At 70.8% G+C, this 17,186-nt stretch carries 16 protein-coding genes; 10 read left to right on the forward strand and 6 right to left on the reverse strand.

Annotated features, from left to right (window positions below):
• Positions 1–38 precede the first annotated feature (38 nt).
• Complete coding sequence (locus ABZW32_RS04375; RefSeq protein ID WP_356210983.1) at positions 39–2,810, reverse strand: (Fe-S)-binding protein; 2,772 nt, start codon at positions 2,808–2,810, stop codon at positions 39–41.
• A gap of 110 nt (positions 2,811–2,920) precedes the next feature.
• On the reverse strand, positions 2,921–3,496 hold the full coding sequence (locus tag ABZW32_RS04380; RefSeq protein ID WP_356210986.1) for a sugar transferase: 576 nt from the start codon (positions 3,494–3,496) through the stop codon (positions 2,921–2,923).
• A gap of 367 nt (positions 3,497–3,863) precedes the next feature.
• Here ABZW32_RS04380 and dnaK point away from each other — a divergent pair, with 367 nt between their 5' ends.
• The 4 genes from dnaK to ABZW32_RS04400 are packed head-to-tail and all read left to right on the forward strand — an operon-like array spanning position 3,864 to position 8,078.
• A complete protein-coding gene (gene dnaK / locus ABZW32_RS04385; RefSeq protein WP_356210989.1) occupies positions 3,864–5,711 on the forward strand; it encodes a molecular chaperone DnaK in 1,848 nt (615 codons plus the stop codon).
• The gene (gene grpE, locus ABZW32_RS04390) at positions 5,711–6,382 is read left to right on the forward strand and encodes a nucleotide exchange factor GrpE (protein WP_356210992.1); all 672 of its coding nucleotides are present in this window, start codon (positions 5,711–5,713) and stop codon (positions 6,380–6,382) included. The genes dnaK and grpE overlap by 1 nt, the downstream gene beginning before the upstream one ends.
• 39 nt (positions 6,383–6,421) lie before the next feature.
• Positions 6,422–7,612, forward strand: coding sequence for a molecular chaperone DnaJ (dnaJ, locus tag ABZW32_RS04395; protein ID WP_356210994.1), 1,191 nt, complete (start codon positions 6,422–6,424; stop codon positions 7,610–7,612).
• Between the two features lies 1 nt (position 7,613).
• The gene (locus tag ABZW32_RS04400) at positions 7,614–8,078 is read left to right on the forward strand and encodes a helix-turn-helix domain-containing protein (RefSeq protein WP_356210997.1); all 465 of its coding nucleotides are present in this window, start codon (positions 7,614–7,616) and stop codon (positions 8,076–8,078) included.
• 121 nt (positions 8,079–8,199) lie between these two features.
• Here ABZW32_RS04400 and ABZW32_RS04405 read toward each other — a convergent pair whose 3' ends face one another.
• Positions 8,200–9,231, reverse strand: coding sequence for a helix-turn-helix transcriptional regulator (locus tag ABZW32_RS04405; protein WP_356210999.1), 1,032 nt, complete (start codon positions 9,229–9,231; stop codon positions 8,200–8,202).
• Between the two features lie 189 nt (positions 9,232–9,420).
• On the opposite strand from ABZW32_RS04405, the gene ABZW32_RS04410 reads away from it, so the two are divergent.
• The gene (locus tag ABZW32_RS04410) at positions 9,421–9,669 is read left to right on the forward strand and encodes a hypothetical protein (RefSeq protein ID WP_356211001.1); all 249 of its coding nucleotides are present in this window, start codon (positions 9,421–9,423) and stop codon (positions 9,667–9,669) included.
• On the forward strand, positions 9,669–9,983 hold the full coding sequence (locus ABZW32_RS04415; protein WP_030228709.1) for a hypothetical protein: 315 nt from the start codon (positions 9,669–9,671) through the stop codon (positions 9,981–9,983). Before ABZW32_RS04410 ends, ABZW32_RS04415 begins: the two co-directional genes overlap by 1 nt.
• A 173-nt stretch (positions 9,984–10,156) precedes the next feature.
• Here the strand turns inward: ABZW32_RS04415 and ABZW32_RS04420 are convergent, their stop codons facing one another.
• Entirely contained in the window at positions 10,157–10,561 is a 405-nt protein-coding gene (locus tag ABZW32_RS04420; RefSeq protein ID WP_266840066.1) for a TIGR03618 family F420-dependent PPOX class oxidoreductase, read from the reverse strand.
• Positions 10,562–10,685: 124 nt separating this feature from the next.
• Between ABZW32_RS04420 and clpB the strand changes: the two genes are divergently transcribed.
• Together clpB and ABZW32_RS04430 are read left to right on the forward strand one after the other, a co-directional pair.
• Positions 10,686–13,286: an ATP-dependent chaperone ClpB gene (clpB, locus tag ABZW32_RS04425; RefSeq protein WP_356211258.1), complete on the forward strand. Its 2,601-nt coding sequence runs from the start codon at positions 10,686–10,688 to the stop codon at positions 13,284–13,286.
• 110 nt (positions 13,287–13,396) lie between these two features.
• Positions 13,397–13,939, forward strand: coding sequence for a YbjN domain-containing protein (locus ABZW32_RS04430; RefSeq protein WP_266840064.1), 543 nt, complete (start codon positions 13,397–13,399; stop codon positions 13,937–13,939).
• A 13-nt stretch (positions 13,940–13,952) separates the two neighbouring features.
• Here ABZW32_RS04430 and ABZW32_RS04435 read toward each other — a convergent pair whose 3' ends face one another.
• Positions 13,953–15,074, reverse strand: a complete 1,122-nt coding sequence (locus ABZW32_RS04435; protein WP_356211006.1) for a hypothetical protein — start codon at positions 15,072–15,074, stop codon at positions 13,953–13,955.
• Positions 15,075–15,129: 55 nt separating this feature from the next.
• On the opposite strand from ABZW32_RS04435, the gene ABZW32_RS04440 reads away from it, so the two are divergent.
• Complete coding sequence (locus ABZW32_RS04440; RefSeq protein ID WP_356211260.1) at positions 15,130–15,567, forward strand: DUF3224 domain-containing protein; 438 nt, start codon at positions 15,130–15,132, stop codon at positions 15,565–15,567.
• Here the strand turns inward: ABZW32_RS04440 and ABZW32_RS04445 are convergent, their stop codons facing one another.
• Positions 15,568–16,755 (reverse strand): pyridoxal phosphate-dependent aminotransferase, encoded by a 1,188-nt coding sequence (locus tag ABZW32_RS04445; protein WP_356211008.1) that lies wholly within the window; start codon positions 16,753–16,755, stop codon positions 15,568–15,570.
• A 128-nt stretch (positions 16,756–16,883) separates the two neighbouring features.
• Between ABZW32_RS04445 and ABZW32_RS04450 the strand changes: the two genes are divergently transcribed.
• Positions 16,884–17,102, forward strand: coding sequence for a hypothetical protein (locus ABZW32_RS04450; protein WP_356211011.1), 219 nt, complete (start codon positions 16,884–16,886; stop codon positions 17,100–17,102).
• Positions 17,103–17,186: the final 84 nt, after the last annotated feature.

Consider the following 17,186-nt stretch of genomic DNA (forward strand, 5'->3'; position numbering starts at 1 on the left):
CCTGGTGGGGGACCGGCCGTCGCGTGCGGTGCCGGGGCCTACTTGGCGCCCGCGGCCTCGTCCTTGACCTCGGGCTTCTCCTCGGTCTCGGGCTCGGGCTCGTCCTTGGCCTCGGGCTTGGCCTCGGTCTCGGGCTTGGGCTCGTCCTTGATCTCGGCCTCGGCCTCGGGCTCGGCGGGAGCCTCCGCCTTGTCGGCGTCCGCGTCCGCGTCCGCGTCGGCTGCGGCCTTCGTCTCGGCTTCGGGCTTGGCTTCGGCGGCCGGAGCGTCGGACTCGGACTCGGCCTCGGCGGCCGGCTCGGACTCGGGCTTCGCGTCGGCGTCAGCTGCCGTCTTCGCCGCAGCGGCCTCGGCTTCCGCCTCCGCCTCGGCCTCCGCCTCGGCCTTCGCCTCGGCTTCCGCCTCCGCCTCGGCCTTCGCCTTGGCTTCCGCCTCCGCGTCCGCCTTCGCCTTCGCTTCCGCCTCGGCCTTCGCCTTGGCGGCAGCCTCCGCCTCGGCCTTGGCCTTCGCTTCCGCTTCCGCCTCGGCCTTGGCGGCGGCCGCCGCGGCCTCCTCCTCGGCCTGCGCGGCCGCGGCGGCGGCCAGTTCGGCCTCCGTCGGCTCCGGGGCCTTGACCGACTCCAGCAGGAGCTGGGCGACGTCGACGACCTGGACGGATTCCTTGGCCTGGCCGTCGTTCTTCTTGCCGTTGACCGAGTCCGTCAGCATGACCAGGCAGAACGGGCACGCGGTGGAGACGATGTCCGGGTTCAGGGACAGGGCCTCGTCGACGCGCTCGTTGTTGATGCGCTTGCCGATGCGCTCTTCCATCCACATCCGCGCGCCGCCCGCGCCGCAGCAGAAGCCCCGCTCCTTGTGGCGGTGCATCTCCTGCTGGCGCAGGCCCGGCACGGCGGACATGATCTCGCGCGGCGGCGTGTAGACCTTGTTGTGCCGGCCCAGGTAGCAGGGGTCGTGGTACGTGATCAGGCCGTCGACCGGGGTGACCGGCGTGAGGCGGCCCTCGTCGATCAGGTGCTGGAGCAGCTGCGTGTGGTGGATGACCTCGTACTCGCCGCCCAGCTGCGGGTACTCGTTCGCGATGGTGTTGAAGCAGTGCGGGCAGGTCGAGACGATCCGCTTCGCCGACTTCGGCTTACGGGTCGAAGGATCTTCGTCGTCCTCGCCGAAGGCCATGTTCAGCATGGCCACGTTCTCCTGGCCCAGCTGCTGGAACAGCGGCTCGTTGCCCAGGCGGCGCGGCGAGTCACCGGTGCACTTCTCGTCGCCGCCCATGATCGCGAACTTGACGCCCGCGATGTTCAGCAGCTCCGCGAAGGCCTTCGTGGTCTTCTTGGCCCGGTCCTCCAGCGCACCCGCGCAGCCGACCCAGTAGAGGTAGTCGAACTCGGAGAGGTCCTCCGCGTCCTTCCCGATGATCGGGACCTCGAAGTCGACCTCCTTCGTCCACTCCACGCGCTGCTTCTTGGCCAGGCCCCAGGGGTTGCCCTTCTTCTCCAGGTTCTTGAGCATCGTGCCCGCCTCCGACGGGAACGCGCTCTCGATCATCACCTGGTAGCGGCGCATGTCGACGATGTGGTCGATGTGCTCGATGTCGACGGGGCACTGCTCCACGCACGCACCGCAGGTGGTGCAGGACCACAGCACGTCCGGGTCGATGACGCCGTTCTCCTCGGCGGTGCCGATGAGGGGGCGCTCGGCCTCCGCCAGCGCCGCGGCCGGGACGTCCGCCAGCTGCTCCGCCGTCGCCTTCTCGTTGCCCTCCATGTCCTTGCCGCCGCCGGCCAGCAGGTACGGGGCCTTGGCGTGCGCGTGGTCGCGCAGGGACATGATGAGGAGCTTCGGGGACAGGGGCTTGCCCGTGTTCCAGGCCGGGCACTGCGACTGGCAGCGGCCGCACTCGGTGCAGGTGGAGAAGTCGAGGATGCCCTTCCAGGAGAACTGCTCGACCTGGGAGACGCCGAAGACGTCGTCCTCGCCCGGCTCCTCGAAGTCGATCTCCTTGCCGCCGCTCGTCATCGGCTGGAGCGCGCCGAGCGCGGTGGCGCCGTCGGCGTTGCGCTTGAACCAGATGTTCGGGAAGGCGAGGAAGCGGTGCCAGGCGACACCCATGTTGGTGTTGAGGCCGACCGTGATCGCCCAGCCCATGGTGGTGCCGAGCTTGATCATGGCGGTCAGGTAGATCAGGTTCTGCAGGGCGGCGTAGCTGAGCCCGTTGAACGCGGCGACCAGCGGGTACGAGGCCCAGTACGCGGCTTCGTAGTGGTCGACGCCGTGGATGGCGCCTTCCAGGCCGCGCAGGGTCATGATCGCCAGGCCGATGGTGAGGATGACGTACTCGACGAAGTACGCCTGCCCGGCCTTGGAGCCCGCGAAGCGCGACTTGCGGCCCGCCCGGGAGGGCAGGTTCGCCAGCCGGATCCCGATCAGGGTCACGATGCCGAGGGTCGTGAACAGCGCGATGAACTCGGTGTAGAGCTCGTAGGGGAGCCAGCCGCCGATGATCGGCAGCACCCAGTCGGCCTTGAAGAGCTGGCCGTACGCCGTCACGATCGTCAGGCCCAGGGTCAGGAAGCCCACGGCGACGAACCAGTGGGCGACGCCGATGACGCCCCAGCGGTTCATCCTGGTGTGGCCTACGAACTCCTTGGCGAGCGTGATGCTCCGGGCCTTCGGGTCGTCGGTGCGGCTGCCCGAGGGCACCGGCTGGCCGAGCTTGACGAAGCGGTAGATCTGCGCGACGGCTCGGGAGATGAGCGCAACGCCGACCACGGTCAGGACCAGCGACACGATGATCGCGGCGAGTTGCATGGGAGGGCTCCTCGGGCGGGACTTACTAAGCGGTAACTTATTGAGTCAAGGCTTGAGGTTACCCAGTTCCCGCGCCGCAATGTAGGTGGGCGAGCGGTGATCTGTGTCGCTCAGGCATGCCTCTGTCGGTAGGCCGCCCGAGGGGTCTGAGCGAGGATCGCGAGATCCATCCCCAGCCAATGGCTCTCCACATAGTGCCGGTCGAGCAGGGCCATCTCCTCCCAGGGGAGGTCGGAACGTGCGCTGACCTGCCACAATCCGGTCATTCCGGGCCTTACGAAGAGCCGGTCGGGCCGGTTCGCGCGCGCCTCGGGCCGCGGCCCCACCAGCGACATCTCCCCGCGCAGCACGTTGAGCAGCTGCGGCAGCGCGTCCAGGGCGCAGCGGTCCACCAGTTCTCCGGCCCACCCCGAGTCCTCGGTACGCAGCCGCCAGGTGCGGAACGGCCGCCCGCCGAGGCCGAGGGCCGGGTCCCGTACGAGGACGCCCGCGCGCCGGGTCGCGTAGAGCAGCGCGGCGGCCAGCAGCACCGGGACGGCGCACACCGCCAGCAGGACCAGTGCGCCGGCGAGGTCGAGCACCCGCTTGGCCGGGGGCCTGGCCGGCCACGGCCGGTGCGGCCGGAGCGGCAGCCGGGGGCGGGGCCGGGGCCCCGGCCGGGCGGGGAGCGTGAGCAGCGAAGGCATGCCAGCACCGTGCCGGACGGCCGCCGCGGCCCCGGCGCGCCGCGCGGCCGGGCGCGGCGGCTCGAACCCGTTCGGGTGCGGGGCCCCGACGTGGCGGAGCCCCGCACCCGGGCTCCGCGGCGGCGGCTCCGGCCTGGACCCCGCCTCAAGCCCGGGTGAGGTCGGACTTGCCCCGAGGTAACCGGAGTTGTAGGGGTTGGCGGCGGCTCGGGCGGGGCCGTGCGCGGGCCGGGGAGGATCGGGGGAGGATCACTTGAGCGTAAGGGGCACCTAAAGGTTGAGTCCCATCGACTCACGTCTGTTGACGCCCGCGCGGCGATGCGGCATTCTTGAGTCCGTTGCACTCAAGTCAGCTGGAGGAATTGAAATGGCACGTGCGGTCGGCATCGACCTGGGCACCACTAACTCCGTCGTCAGCGTTCTCGAAGGCGGCGAGCCCACCGTCATCACCAACGCCGAGGGCGCCAGGACCACGCCGTCCGTCGTCGCCTTCGCCAAGAACGGCGAGGTCCTCGTCGGCGAGGTGGCCAAGCGCCAGGCGGTCACGAACGTGGACCGGACCATCCGCTCCGTCAAGCGCCACATGGGCACTGACTGGAAGATCAACCTGGATGGCAAGGACTTCAACCCGCAGCAGATGAGCGCCTTCATCCTGCAGAAGCTGAAGCGCGACGCCGAGGCGTACCTGGGTGAGAAGGTCACGGACGCGGTCATCACCGTCCCGGCGTACTTCAACGACTCCGAGCGTCAGGCGACGAAGGAGGCCGGCGAGATCGCGGGCCTGAACGTCCTGCGCATCGTCAACGAGCCGACGGCCGCCGCCCTGGCCTACGGCCTCGACAAGGACGACCAGACCATTCTCGTCTTCGACCTCGGTGGCGGCACCTTCGACGTGTCGCTCCTGGAGATCGGCGACGGCGTCGTCGAGGTCAAGGCCACCAACGGTGACAACCACCTCGGTGGCGACGACTGGGACCAGCGCGTCGTCGACTACCTGGTGAAGCAGTTCGCCAACGGCCACGGCGTCGACCTGTCCAAGGACAAGATGGCGCTCCAGCGTCTGCGCGAGGCCGCCGAGAAGGCGAAGATCGAGCTGTCCTCCTCCACGGAGACCACGATCAACCTGCCGTACATCACGGCCTCCGCCGAGGGCCCGCTGCACCTGGACGAGAAGCTCACGCGCTCGCAGTTCCAGCAGCTCACCGCGGACCTGCTCGACCGCTGCAAGACCCCGTTCCACAACGTCATCAAGGACGCGGGCATCAACCTGTCCGAGATCGACCACGTGGTCCTGGTCGGCGGCTCCACCCGCATGCCGGCCGTCGCCGAGCTCGTCAAGGAGCTCACCGGCGGTCAGGACGCCAACAAGGGCGTCAACCCGGACGAGGTCGTCGCCATCGGCGCCACCCTCCAGGCCGGTGTGCTCAAGGGTGAGGTCAAGGACGTCCTGCTCCTCGACGTGACCCCGCTGTCCCTCGGCATCGAGACCAAGGGCGGCATCATGACCAAGCTCATCGAGCGCAACACCACGATCCCGACCAAGCGGTCCGAGATCTTCACGACGGCCGAGGACAACCAGCCGTCGGTGCAGATCCAGGTCTACCAGGGCGAGCGCGAGATCGCGGCGTACAACAAGAAGCTCGGCATGTTCGAGCTGACCGGCCTGCCGCCGGCCCCGCGTGGCGTCCCGCAGATCGAGGTCTCCTTCGACATCGACGCGAACGGCATCATGCACGTGACCGCGAAGGACCTCGGCACGGGCAAGGAGCAGAAGATGACCGTCACCGGCGGCTCTTCGCTCGGCAAGGACGAGGTCGACCGCATGCGCCAGGAGGCGGAGCAGTACGCGGACGAGGACCTGCGCCGCAAGGAGGCCGCCGAGTCCCGCAACCAGGGTGAGCAGCTCGTCTACCAGACGGAGAAGTTCCTCTCGGAGAACGCGGACAAGGTCCCCGGTGACGTCAAGACCGAGGTCGAGACGGCCATCACCGAGCTGAAGGAGAAGCTGAAGGGCGACGACGCGGCCGAGATCCGCACGTCGACCGAGAAGCTCGCCGCGATCAGCCAGAAGCTGGGCCAGGCCATCTACGCCGACGCCCAGGCCGCCCAGGCCGCCGGCGCCCCCGCCGGTGACGCGGGCCAGGCCAAGGCCGACGACGACGTCGTCGACGCCGAGATCGTCGACGACGAGAAGCCGAAGGGCGGCGCTGCCTGATGTCGGAGGAGACCCCGGGCTTCGACGAGAAGCCCGAAGTCCCCGCCGACGGCACGTCCGACGACGCCGCCGAGCCGAAGGCCGCCGCTTCCTCCGACAAGGAGGAGGCCGCGGCCCCGGCCGGGGACTCCGCAGCAGCAGACGTCGCTCTGCTGGCGCAGCTGGACCAGGCCCGTACCGCGCTCGGTGAGCGCACCGCGGACCTCCAGCGGCTCCAGGCGGAGTACCAGAACTACCGCCGCCGCGTGGAGCGGGACCGGATCGCCGTCAAGGAGATCGCGGTCGCGTCCCTCCTGACGGAGCTCCTGCCGACGCTCGACGACATCGGCCGGGCGCGCGAGCACGGCGAACTGGTCGGCGGCTTCAAGTCGGTGGCCGAGTCGCTGGAGACCGCGGCGGCCAAGATGGGCCTGCAGCAGTTCGGCAAGGAGGGCGAGCCCTTCGACCCGACGATTCACGAGGCCCTGATGCACTCGTACGCGCCGGACGTCACGGAGGACACCTGCGTGGCGATCCTCCAGCCGGGGTACCGGATCGGCGAGCGTACGATCCGTCCCGCGCGGGTCGCGGTGGCCGAGCCCCAGCCGGGGGCGGCACCCGCCGCCAAGTCCGAGTCCGCGGAGGGCGACGAGCCGTCCGACAAGGACACGGATGCCCCCGAAAAGGGCTGACGCACCACATGTAGGGATCCGAGAGGAGGGCCACCGGGGATGAGCACGAAGGACTTCGTCGAGAAGGACTACTACAAGGTCCTCGGTGTCCCGAAGGACGCCACCGAGGCAGAGATCAAGAAGGCGTACCGGAAGCTCGCCCGCGAGTTCCACCCGGACGCCAACAAGGGCGACGCCTCGGCCGAGGAGCGCTTCAAGGAGATCTCCGAGGCGAACGACATCCTCGGTGACGCCAAGAAGCGCAAGGAGTACGACGAGGCCCGCGCGCTGTTCGGAAACGGTGGCTTCCGCCCCGGTCCGGGCGGCGGCGGCGCCGGCTCCTTCAACTTCGACCTGGGCGACCTCTTCGGAGGCGCCCAGGGCGGCGGAGCGGGCGGGGCCGGCGGCTTCGGCGGCGGCCTCGGCGACGTCTTCGGCGGCCTGTTCAACCGCGGCGCCGGCCCGGGTGCGGGGACCCGCGCCCAGCCGCGCCGCGGCCAGGACATCGAGTCCGAGGTGACGCTCTCCTTCACGGAGGCGGTGGACGGCGCGACCGTCCCGCTGCGGATGTCCTCGCAGGCCCCCTGCAAGGCCTGCTCCGGCACCGGTGACAAGAACGGCACCCCCCGGGTGTGCCCGACCTGCGTCGGCACCGGCCAGGTGTCGCGGGGCAGCGGCGGCGGCTTCTCGCTGACCGATCCCTGCGCGGACTGCAAGGGCCGCGGCCTGATCGCGGAGACCCCCTGCGACGTCTGCAAGGGCAGCGGGCGCGCCCGCAGCTCGCGGACCATGCAGGTCCGGATCCCGGCGGGCGTCTCCGACGGCCAGCGGATCCGGCTGCGCGGCAAGGGCGCCCCGGGCGAGCGCGGCGGCCCCGCGGGCGACCTCTACGTGGTGGTGCACGTGGACGGCCACCCGGTGTTCGGCCGCAAGGGCGACAACCTCACGGTGACGGTCCCGGTGACCTTCACGGAGGCCGCCCTGGGCGCCGACATCAAGGTGCCCACGCTCAACGGCCCGGCGGTCACGCTGAAACTCCCCCCGGGCACCCCCGGCGGACGTACGATGCGGGCCCGCGGCAAGGGAGCGGTCCGCAAGGACGGCACCCGCGGCGACCTGCTCGTCACGGTGGAGGTGGCGGTTCCGACGGAACTGTCCGACAAGGCCCGCGAGGCCCTGGAGATGTTCCGCGACGCGACGGGTTCCGAGGACCCGCGCGCCCTGCTGTTCGAGTCCGCGAAGGGAGCATGACATGGACGGCCACCGACGACAGCCCCGTTTCGGCAACGGTGCGTACCAGCTCACCGATGAGACCCCGGTCTACGTGATCTCGGTGGCCGCCCAGCTCTCGGGCCTGCATCCGCAGACCCTGCGGCAGTACGACCGGCTCGGTCTGGTCTCCCCTGACCGGACGGCCGGCCGCGGCCGGCGCTACTCGGCCCGGGACATCGAGCTGCTCCGCACGGTGCAGCAGCTGTCCCAGGACGAGGGCATCAACCTGGCGGGCATCAAGCGCATCATCGAACTGGAGAACCAGGTGGCCGCGCTCCAGCAGCGCGTCGCCGAGCTCTCCAGCGCCGTGGACGGGGCGGCCGCCGCCCTCCAGGCCCGCGAGGCCCAGGTGCACGCCTCGTACCGGCGCGACCTGGTCCCGTACCAGCCGCCGCAGCCCGGCAGCGCCCTGGTCGTCTGGCGCCCCAAGCGCCCGATGGACTGACCGCGGACCGACCGGCCCGCCGTACGCGTACGAAGGCCCCGCCCGGGAATCCCGGGCGGGGCCTTCGCGTACCGGCGGCCGTGGTCGTACCGGCGGCCGTGGGTGCCCCTGTACGGCCCTCTCAGGCCTCCGGAAGGCCCGGGGGGCCCTCGGTGTGCAGGATGCCCGACTGGGCGATCAGGAAGCCGAGCTGGGCCCTGCTGCCGCTGCCCAGGGCGGTGGCCAGCCGGGCGATGTGCGCCCGGCAGGTCCGTACGTTCATTCCGAGCCGGCGCGCGATGGCCTCGTCCACGTGTCCCTCGACCAGCAGCTGGGCGATGGACCGCTGGACGCCCGAGATCCCGTCGGGCGTGTGCGTGTAGGTGATCTCGTCGTTGAGCGGGACGGCGCGCCGCCACAACTGCTCGAAGACCTTGATCAGGTACTCGACGAGCCCGGGGTGGCGCAGCTCCAGTGCCACCCTGCGGTCGTCGCTCACCGGGATGAAGGCCACGGTCCGGTCGAAGATGATCAGCCGTTCGATCAGCTCCTCCAGGGTGCGGATCTCCACCTTGCCCGCGGAGATCCGGTCCACGTAGGCGAGGGTGCCCTGGCTGTGCCGCGCGGTGTGCTGGTACAGCGTTCTTATGCTGATGCCGCGGTCGATCAGCGGAGCGTCCCGTTCCAGGGCCTGGGTGAGGGCCAGGGAGGGCCGGGCGCCGCCCGGCTGGACGGTGAGCACCTCCGTATGACATTCGGCCGTCGCCAGGTCCAGCGCCGCGTTGATCCGTTCGAATCCTTCCAGCACGGTGATGGCGTGCGTGTCCGCGGGGCTCTGCGCGCTGATGGCGAGGAACGGCTCGAAAGCATCGGTGAGATCTACAGCGGTGCGACGGCGGTCCTGGATCTCGCGTTCAATCGGATGCAGCCGTTGCGCCAGTGCAACGGATGGGGGAACCGGACGGAGCTGGTTGGCGTCATCGGGGTCGGGCTGCAGAAGGGCGAATTCAAGCAGGCAGGGAGCCTGTTTGACCTCGCTCCGCGCGATCCGGCCGGTGCTGAGCGCCGCCGCGTACAGCCGCGTTCCCTCGGGGCACAGGGCCGTGACGGAGTGGGGATGTGTCGGGTTTGTCGCACTATTGGGCAAATCTCCACCCCCCAGGGTCCTGAACATGCAAGAACATGATGCATCGTCCCTGTGGCATTGACGTGCCTGAATGAGCCATCGTCTGTCAGGCGGGGGAGAGGATTCCATCAAGTGAGGACGAAGCCGACCATGTATAAGAGAATGCTTCGCTCGGCGCTTGCCGTTGGTTTCTCCGCTGTTGCGGTGTTTGGGACAGTCAGTGCTGTCGGTGGTGGCGTGGGGAGCGCTCTGGCCGGCGACACGGGCTGGACCACCAGCGGTGCGATAGCCAAGTCGGACACGGGGTGGACCGCCACCCCCGCCGGCTTCGACACGGGCTGGACCGCCAACCCCGCCGACATCGACACCGGCTGGACCACGACCCCCGCCAGTATCGACACCGGCTGGACCGCGACCCCGGCGGGCGCCGAGGACAACGGCAAGTTCGACACCGGCTGGACCGCTCTTCCTGCGATGGACGTCTGATGACCCCCGACGACCGCGACTTCCGACGTGAGATGGCTTCCGCCTACCGGTCCGGCTGGCAGTTCATAGACCTCGCGACCGCCATCCCCTACGCGGGCGACTCGCTGATGGTCACCCTCTTCGGCCAGCCCATCGTCGTCGTGCGCGAGGAGGACGAGGACGTCCGCGCCTACCGCTGTCTGCGCCGCCCCCGGGGCGCACCGCAGCCCGTCCGCTGCGAGGTGCGGTACGGCATGGTCTTCGTCAATCTCGATCAGCGGGACCACCAGCTCTTCGAACCCGATATCACCACCGCCACCCCCCGCAGTGCCTGAGGCGATTCCCCCGTCGTTGCAGATCGCCCCAGGTGCTACCCCCACACAACGGCGCCATCGTGGACCTGACCACGATGGCGCCGTTGTGATGTCCGCGTCCAGTGGTTGAACCGGACAATCACATGAGGATCCGCTGAGAACGCCCGGCGGCCCCGGAGGGCGGGCCCCGCGCGTCAGGCCCGGCCCATCGCCCGGTCCAGGGTGATCTCCAGGACCACGCGGTCGGGGTTGGGCGAGGGCGTCCGCCCGTACCGCTCCGCGTAGCGCGCCACCGCGTCGGCGACCGACGCCTCGTCCGTACGGACCACCGCGCGCCCCTCCAGGGTGGCCCAGCGGCGGCCCTCCATCTGGCACACCGCCACCCGCGCCGCACCGTCCGGCGCGGTCAGGACGTTGCGCACCTTCTTGCTGTGCTTGTTGCTGATCACCCGGGCCAGCCCCGCCTCGGGGTCGTACGTCACGCCCACCGGCACCACGTGCGGCGTGCCGTCGGGCCGCGGGGTGGTCAGGGTGCAGACGTGCCGCTCCCGCCAGAAGGCGAGGTATTCGGGCGTCGGATCGAATACGTCATGGGACATGCGCCGAAGCGTACGTAACTCGCCTTGAGTGGAATAGACTCAACTTTGCAGACGCTGAACGTGTCAGAGTTACGCAGTGCCGCGCACCGTGCGCGGCACCCCCGCCGGAGAGGAGAGCCACAGAGTGGAAGCCGAGCTGACGAACAAGAGCCGCGACGCCCTGAACGCGGCCACCAGCAGGGCCGTCAAGGACGGCCACGCCGACCTGACCCCCGCACACCTGCTGCTGGCGCTCCTCGCGGGCGAGGACAACGAGAACGTCACCGACCTGCTCGCCGCGACCGAGGCCGACCAGGCCGCCGTCCGCTCCGGCGCGGAGCGGCTGCTCGCCGCCCTGCCCAGCGTCACGGGCTCCACCGTCGCGCCCCCGCAGCCCACCCGCGAGCTGCTCGCCGTACTCGCCGAGGCCGACGCCGAGGCGGGCAAGCTCGGCGACGACTACCTCTCCACCGAACACCTCCTCATCGCGATCGCCGCCAAGGGCGGGGCCGCCGGTGAGGTCCTTTCCGCACAGGGCGCGACGGCGAAGAAGCTGCTGGCCGCCTTCGAGAACGCACGAGGAGGGCGGCGGGTGACCACCCCCGATCCCGAAGGCCAGTACAAGGCCCTGGAGAAGTTCGGCACGGACTTCACGGCGGCCGCCCGCGAGGGCAAGCTCGACCCCGTCATCGGCCGCGATCACGAGATCCGCCGCGTTGTACAGGTCCTTTCGCGCCGAACCAAGAACAACCCGGTGCTGATCGGCGAGCCCGGCGTCGGCAAGACCGCCGTCGTCGAGGGCCTCGCCCAGCGGATCGTCAAGGGCGACGTCCCCGAGTCGCTGAAGAACAAGCGGCTGGTCTCCCTCGACCTCGGCGCGATGGTCGCCGGCGCGAAGTACCGCGGCGAGTTCGAGGAGCGCCTCAAGACCGTCCTGGCGGAGATCAAGTCGAGCGACGGCCAGATCATCACCTTCATCGACGAGCTGCACACCGTCGTCGGCGCGGGTGCCGGCGGGGACTCCGCCATGGACGCGGGCAACATGCTCAAGCCCATGCTGGCCCGCGGCGAGCTGCGGATGGTCGGCGCGACCACCCTGGACGAGTACCGCGAGCGCATCGAGAAGGACCCGGCGCTGGAGCGCCGCTTCCAGCAGGTGCTGGTCGCCGAGCCGTCCGTCGAGGACACGATCGCGATCCTGCGCGGTCTCAAGGGCCGCTACGAGGCCCACCACAAGGTGGTCATCAACGACAGCGCCCTCGTGGCCGCCGCCACCCTCTCCGACCGCTACATCACCTCCCGTTTCCTGCCCGACAAGGCCATCGACCTCGTCGACGAGGCCGCGTCCCGGCTGCGCATGGAGATCGACTCCTCGCCGCTGGAGATCGACGAGCTGCAGCGCTCCGTCGACCGGCTGCGGATGGAGGAGCTGGCGCTGAAGAACGAGTCCGACCCGGCCTCCATCGAGCGCCTGGAGAAGATCCGCAAGGACCTGGCGGACAAGGAGGAGGAGCTGCGCGGCCTGACCGCCCGCTGGGAGAAGGAGAAGCAGTCCCTCAACCGCGTCGGCGAGCTCAAGGAGCGCCTGGACGACCTGCGCGGCCAGGCCGAGCGCGCCCAGCGCGACGGAGACTTCGACACCGCCTCCAAGCTGCTCTACGGCGAGATCCCGACGCTGGAGCGCGAGCTGGCCGAGGCCACCGAGGCCGAGGCGGAGGCCTCCAAGACCGGCCACTCCAAGGACTCGATGGTCAAGGACGAGGTCGGCCCCGACGACATCGCCGACGTGGTCGGCGCCTGGACCGGCATCCCGGCCGGCCGCCTGCTGGAGGGCGAGACCCAGAAGCTGCTGCGCATGGAGGAGGAGCTGGGACGCCGCCTGATCGGCCAGGGCGAGGCCGTACGGGCCGTCTCGGACGCGGTGCGCCGCACCCGCGCCGGCATCGCCGACCCGGACCGCCCCACCGGCTCCTTCCTCTTCCTGGGCCCCACGGGCGTGGGCAAGACCGAGCTGGCCAAGGCCCTCGCGGACTTCCTCTTCGACGACGAGCGGGCCATGGTCCGCATCGACATGTCCGAGTACTCGGAGAAGCACAGCGTGGCCCGCCTCGTCGGCGCCCCGCCCGGCTACGTCGGCTACGAGGAGGGCGGCCAGCTCACCGAGGCCGTCCGCCGCCGCCCCTACAGCGTGGTCCTGCTCGACGAGGTGGAGAAGGCCCACCCGGAGGTCTTCGACATCCTGCTCCAGGTCCTCGACGACGGCCGCCTCACCGACGGCCAGGGCCGCACGGTGGACTTCCGCAACACCATCCTGATCCTGACCTCCAACCTCGGCAGCCAGTTCCTGGTGGACCCGGCGACCTCCGCCGAGGACAAGAAGGCCCGGGTCCTGGACGTGGTGCGGGCGAGCTTCAAGCCGGAGTTCCTCAACCGGCTCGACGACCTGGTGGTCTTCTCCGCCCTCACCCGCGACGAGCTGGCCCACATCGCCGAGCTCCAGATCGGACGTCTCGCCCGGCGGCTCGCGGCGCGCCGGCTCACCCTGGACGTCACGCCCGGCGCCCTGGCCTGGCTGGCGGACGAGGGCAACGACCCGGCGTACGGCGCCCGCCCCCTGCGCCGCCTGATCCAGACGGCGGTCGGTGACCGCCTCGCCAAGGAGATCCTCTCCGGCGAGGTCAAGGACGGCGACACCGTCCGCGTCGACGTGGCGGGCGACGGCCTGCTGGTCGGCAAGGCCCTGTAGCCCGTCCGGCACGCCCGGTTTCCGCCCGGAGCGGATCGGGCGTGCGGGGGTGGACACGGGGTGGGACCGATGGGGGAGGATGGCTGTATCCGCACGAAGGGAAGTACACGGTGAGCATCGACCCGGCCTCGATTCCGAACTTCGGGGGTCAGCCCGAACCGCAGGCCACAGGACCGGCGGGCCCCGTCGTCCCCGACCAGGATCTGGTCAAGCAGCTCCTGGAGCAGATGGAGCTCAAGTACGTCGTCGACGACGAGGGTGACCTCGCGGCGCCGTGGGAGGACTTCCGGACGTACTTCATGTTCCGCGGCGAAGGCGAGCAGCAGGTCTTCTCCGTCCGGACCTTCTACGACCGCCCGCACGCGATCGACGACAAGCCGCAGCTGCTCGAATCGATCGACGACTGGAACCGTCGCACCCTGTGGCCCAAGGTCTACAGCCACACGCACGACGACGGCTCGGTCCGTCTGATCGGTGAGGCGCAGATGCTGATCGGCACCGGCGTCAACCTGGAGCACTTCGTGTCCTCCACGGTCAGCTGGGTCCGCGCGTCGATCGAGTTCGACAAGTGGCTCATCGAGCAGCTCGGCCTCGAAAAGGAGGTCGACTCCGCGGAGGGCGACGACAAGACCGAAGGCGACGAGGACAACTAGTCGCCGACGGCCCTCACGGAGGTATCCGCGCCACCAGGAGCAGGTACACCCCGTAGCCGTACGAGAGCCCGGCCAGGCAGGCGGTCACCCCGACCGCCGTGCGCGGCCGGGCTCTCGCCATGACGGCGGCCAGCGGCAGCAGCAGCGGGAACGCGGGCAGCAGGAACCGCGGCTTCGACTCGAAGAACCCGGCCCCGCCGAAGGTGATCAGCAGCAGGGTCCCGGTGTACGCGAGCAGCGGCAGCGGAGCCCGCTCCACTACGAGGGCCGCCGCGAGCAGGCCCGCCGCGGCCAGGACGGCCACCGTCACCGTGGTGGCGAGCGGGGTGTGCCCGCCGGTCAGCACCTTCTCCACCGAGCCCAGCGCCCCCGCGCCGAAGTCGAAGCGCGAGCCCCACTGCCGCTGGACGGCGAAATAGCCGAGCGGGTCGTGCCGGCGCGCCCCGACGGCCAGGACGTACGCCGCCCAGCCCGCCGGCGCCAGCAGCCCGGCCGCCCACACCGCGGGCGCCCGCCGGTCCCGCACCGCCAGCTCCCGTACGGCCGCCGCCGTCACGGCGGCGGCCACGGCGATCCCGGTGGGCCGGGTCAGTCCGGCCAGCACCGCCAGGGCCGCCGCCCACGCCCAGCGCCCGCGCAGCACGCAGTCCAGGGCCCAGGCGGCGAGGGCGGCCAGCAGCGCCTCGGTGTAGCCGAGGGTCAGCACCACGGAATGCGGCAGCACCGCCCACAGGCCGACGAGCAGCAGCCCGCCCCTGGGGGCCCGCAGGAGCCGCTCCCCGACCCGGTACACGCCCACGGCGGCCGCGGCGGCGGCCGTCCAGGACACGGCGAGCCCGGCGAGCGCGGTGCCGCCGGCGAGGCGCACCAGGGCGGGGTAGAGCGGGAAGAAGGCGTAGTCGCTCTGGATGGAGCCGGAGGCCCACATCTGGGTCCGGCCGTAGCCGTGGGCGGCGATCCCGAGGTACCAGACGGAGTCCCAGGAGGCGCCGAGCACCCGCACCGGGTCCCGGCCGGCCCACCAGGACCCGGCGGCCACCACCAGCACCCCGGCCGCGCGTACGGCGGCGAACACACCGAGCGCGACGAGGGCCGTCGGGGCCGTGGTCTCCCGTACCCGCGGCCGCAGGGCCACCAGCGTCATGTTCCGCCCGGCTTTCCCGTGCCCACGGCAGTACGCTCGTCCGATGATGCGAACTGCGGGCACTTTCAAGGTCGTCAGTTTCACTCCGGCGTCGCTCGTACCGGAACCGGCGGTGGAGACCGCGCTCCCGGTCGGCGTCGCCACGCTGGAGAAACACTACGAGGGCGAGGGCCTCGAAGGCCGTTCGGCCACGCTCTTCACCGCGGCCTTCGACCAGGCTTCGGGGATCGGCACGTACGTCGCGATGGAGTCCTTCGAAGGTTCCCTCGAAGGCCGGGAGGGCGCCTTCAACTTCGTCCACTCGGCGACCACGGACGGCGGCCCGCACCGGGGCACCGACCACTTCCTGATCGTCCCGGGCAGCGGCACGGCCGCCCTCGCCGGCATCACCGGCTCGGGCGGCCTGCTCGTCGAGGAGGACGGCACCCACCGCGTCTGGTTCGAGTACGAACTCCCCGGCCTGCCGGGCTCCGACCGGGCCTAGCTAGAGCTGCCGCAGGCGGGTGACGGCCTCCTGGAGCACATCGGTCCGCTTGCAGAAGGCCCAGCGGACCTGGGTGGCTCCGGCGGACTTGTCGTCGTAGAAGACCTGGTTCGGGATGGCGACCACGCCGCAGCGGGCGGGGAGGGCGCGGCAGAAGGCGAGCCCGTCCTTCTCGCCGAGCGGTGAGACGTCGGTGGTGATGAAGTACGTGCCCTGCGGGCGGAAGACCTCGAACCCGGCGTCGGCCAGGCCGCCGGCGAGGAGGTCGCGCTTGGCGGCCAGGTCGGCGCGGAAGTCGTCGTAGTAGGAGTCGGGCAGGGCGAGGGCCTCGGCGACGGCGTACTGGAAGGGCCCCGAGGAGACGTACGTCAGGAACTGCTTCGCGGAGCGGACGGCCGAGACCAGGGCGGGCGGGGCGGTGATCCAGCCGACCTTCCAGCCCGTGAAGGAGAAGGTCTTGCCGGCCGAGGAGATGGTGACGGTGCGCTCGCGCATGCCGGGGAGCGAGGCCAGCGGGGTGTGGCCGCCCTCGAAGACCAGGTGCTCGTAGACCTCGTCCGTGACCACGAGGAGGTCCCGCTCGACGGCGAGTTCGGCGATCGCGGCCAGTTCGGCGGGGGTGAGGACGGTGCCCGTCGGGTTGTGCGGGGTGTTCAGCAGGAGCAGCCGGGTGCGTGGGGTGACGGCGTCGCGCAGGGCGTCCAGGTCGGGGCGGAAGTCCGGGGCGCGCAGGGTGAGCGGGACGCGGACGGCTCCGGCCATGGCGATGCAGGCGGCGTAGGAGTCGTAGAACGGTTCGAGGGCGATGACCTCGTCGCCGGGTTCCAGGAGGGCGAGGAGGGCGGCGGCGATGGCCTCGGTGGCTCCGGCGGTGACGAGCACCTCGGTGTCCGGGTCGTAGGCGAGCCCGTAGAAGCGCTGCTGGTGGGCGGTGATCGCCGCGCGGAGTTCGGGGACGCCCGGACCCGGCGGGTACTGGTTGCCGCGGCCGTCGCGGATCGCGCGGACGGCGGCCTCGGCGATCTCGGCGGGGCCGTCGGTGTCGGGGAACCCCTGGCCCAGGTTGATCGATCCCGTGGCGGCGGCCAGCGCCGACATCTCCGCGAAGATCGTGGTGCCGAAGGCGGCCAGCCGGCGGTTGAGGAACGGGCGGTTGCTGCTGCTCGCGGGTGCGCTCATGGCCGTCATCCTGGGGGGAACCTCTGGAGTTGCTCAAGTGTGCTTTGGCCGTGTTGGCCTGCGGGCATCCCCCCTGCACGCCGGGACGAGGGGATCCCGGGCCCCGGGGGACCGGGTGTCAGAGAGGGGGCGAGGACATGATCCTTCCCGTGCTGGTCGTCGTGGCCGTGGTGGGCGGCATAGTCCTGATCAAGAAGTTCTTCGGGGGAGGCGGTTCCGCCAGCGGCGGCAGCTCCGGCGGCTGGTGGGCGGGCGGTGGCGGGGGCTCCTCCGCCTCGTGCGGCTCCTCGTCCTCCTGCGGCTCGTCGTCCTCGTGCGGATCGTCCTGCGGTGGCGGAGGGTGCGGGTCCAGCTGACACTGGGAGAGGCCTGCCGGGGCCGCGTGAACGGGCGCTCGGGCGGGGACAACTTCCCTGGTACGTCTTCTTGTTCGGACCCGC

Origin of the sequence: Streptomyces sp. NPDC004667, assembly GCF_040609475.1 — a bacterium.
In the GTDB taxonomy this organism is placed as follows: Bacteria; Actinomycetota; Actinomycetes; order Streptomycetales; family Streptomycetaceae; genus Streptomyces.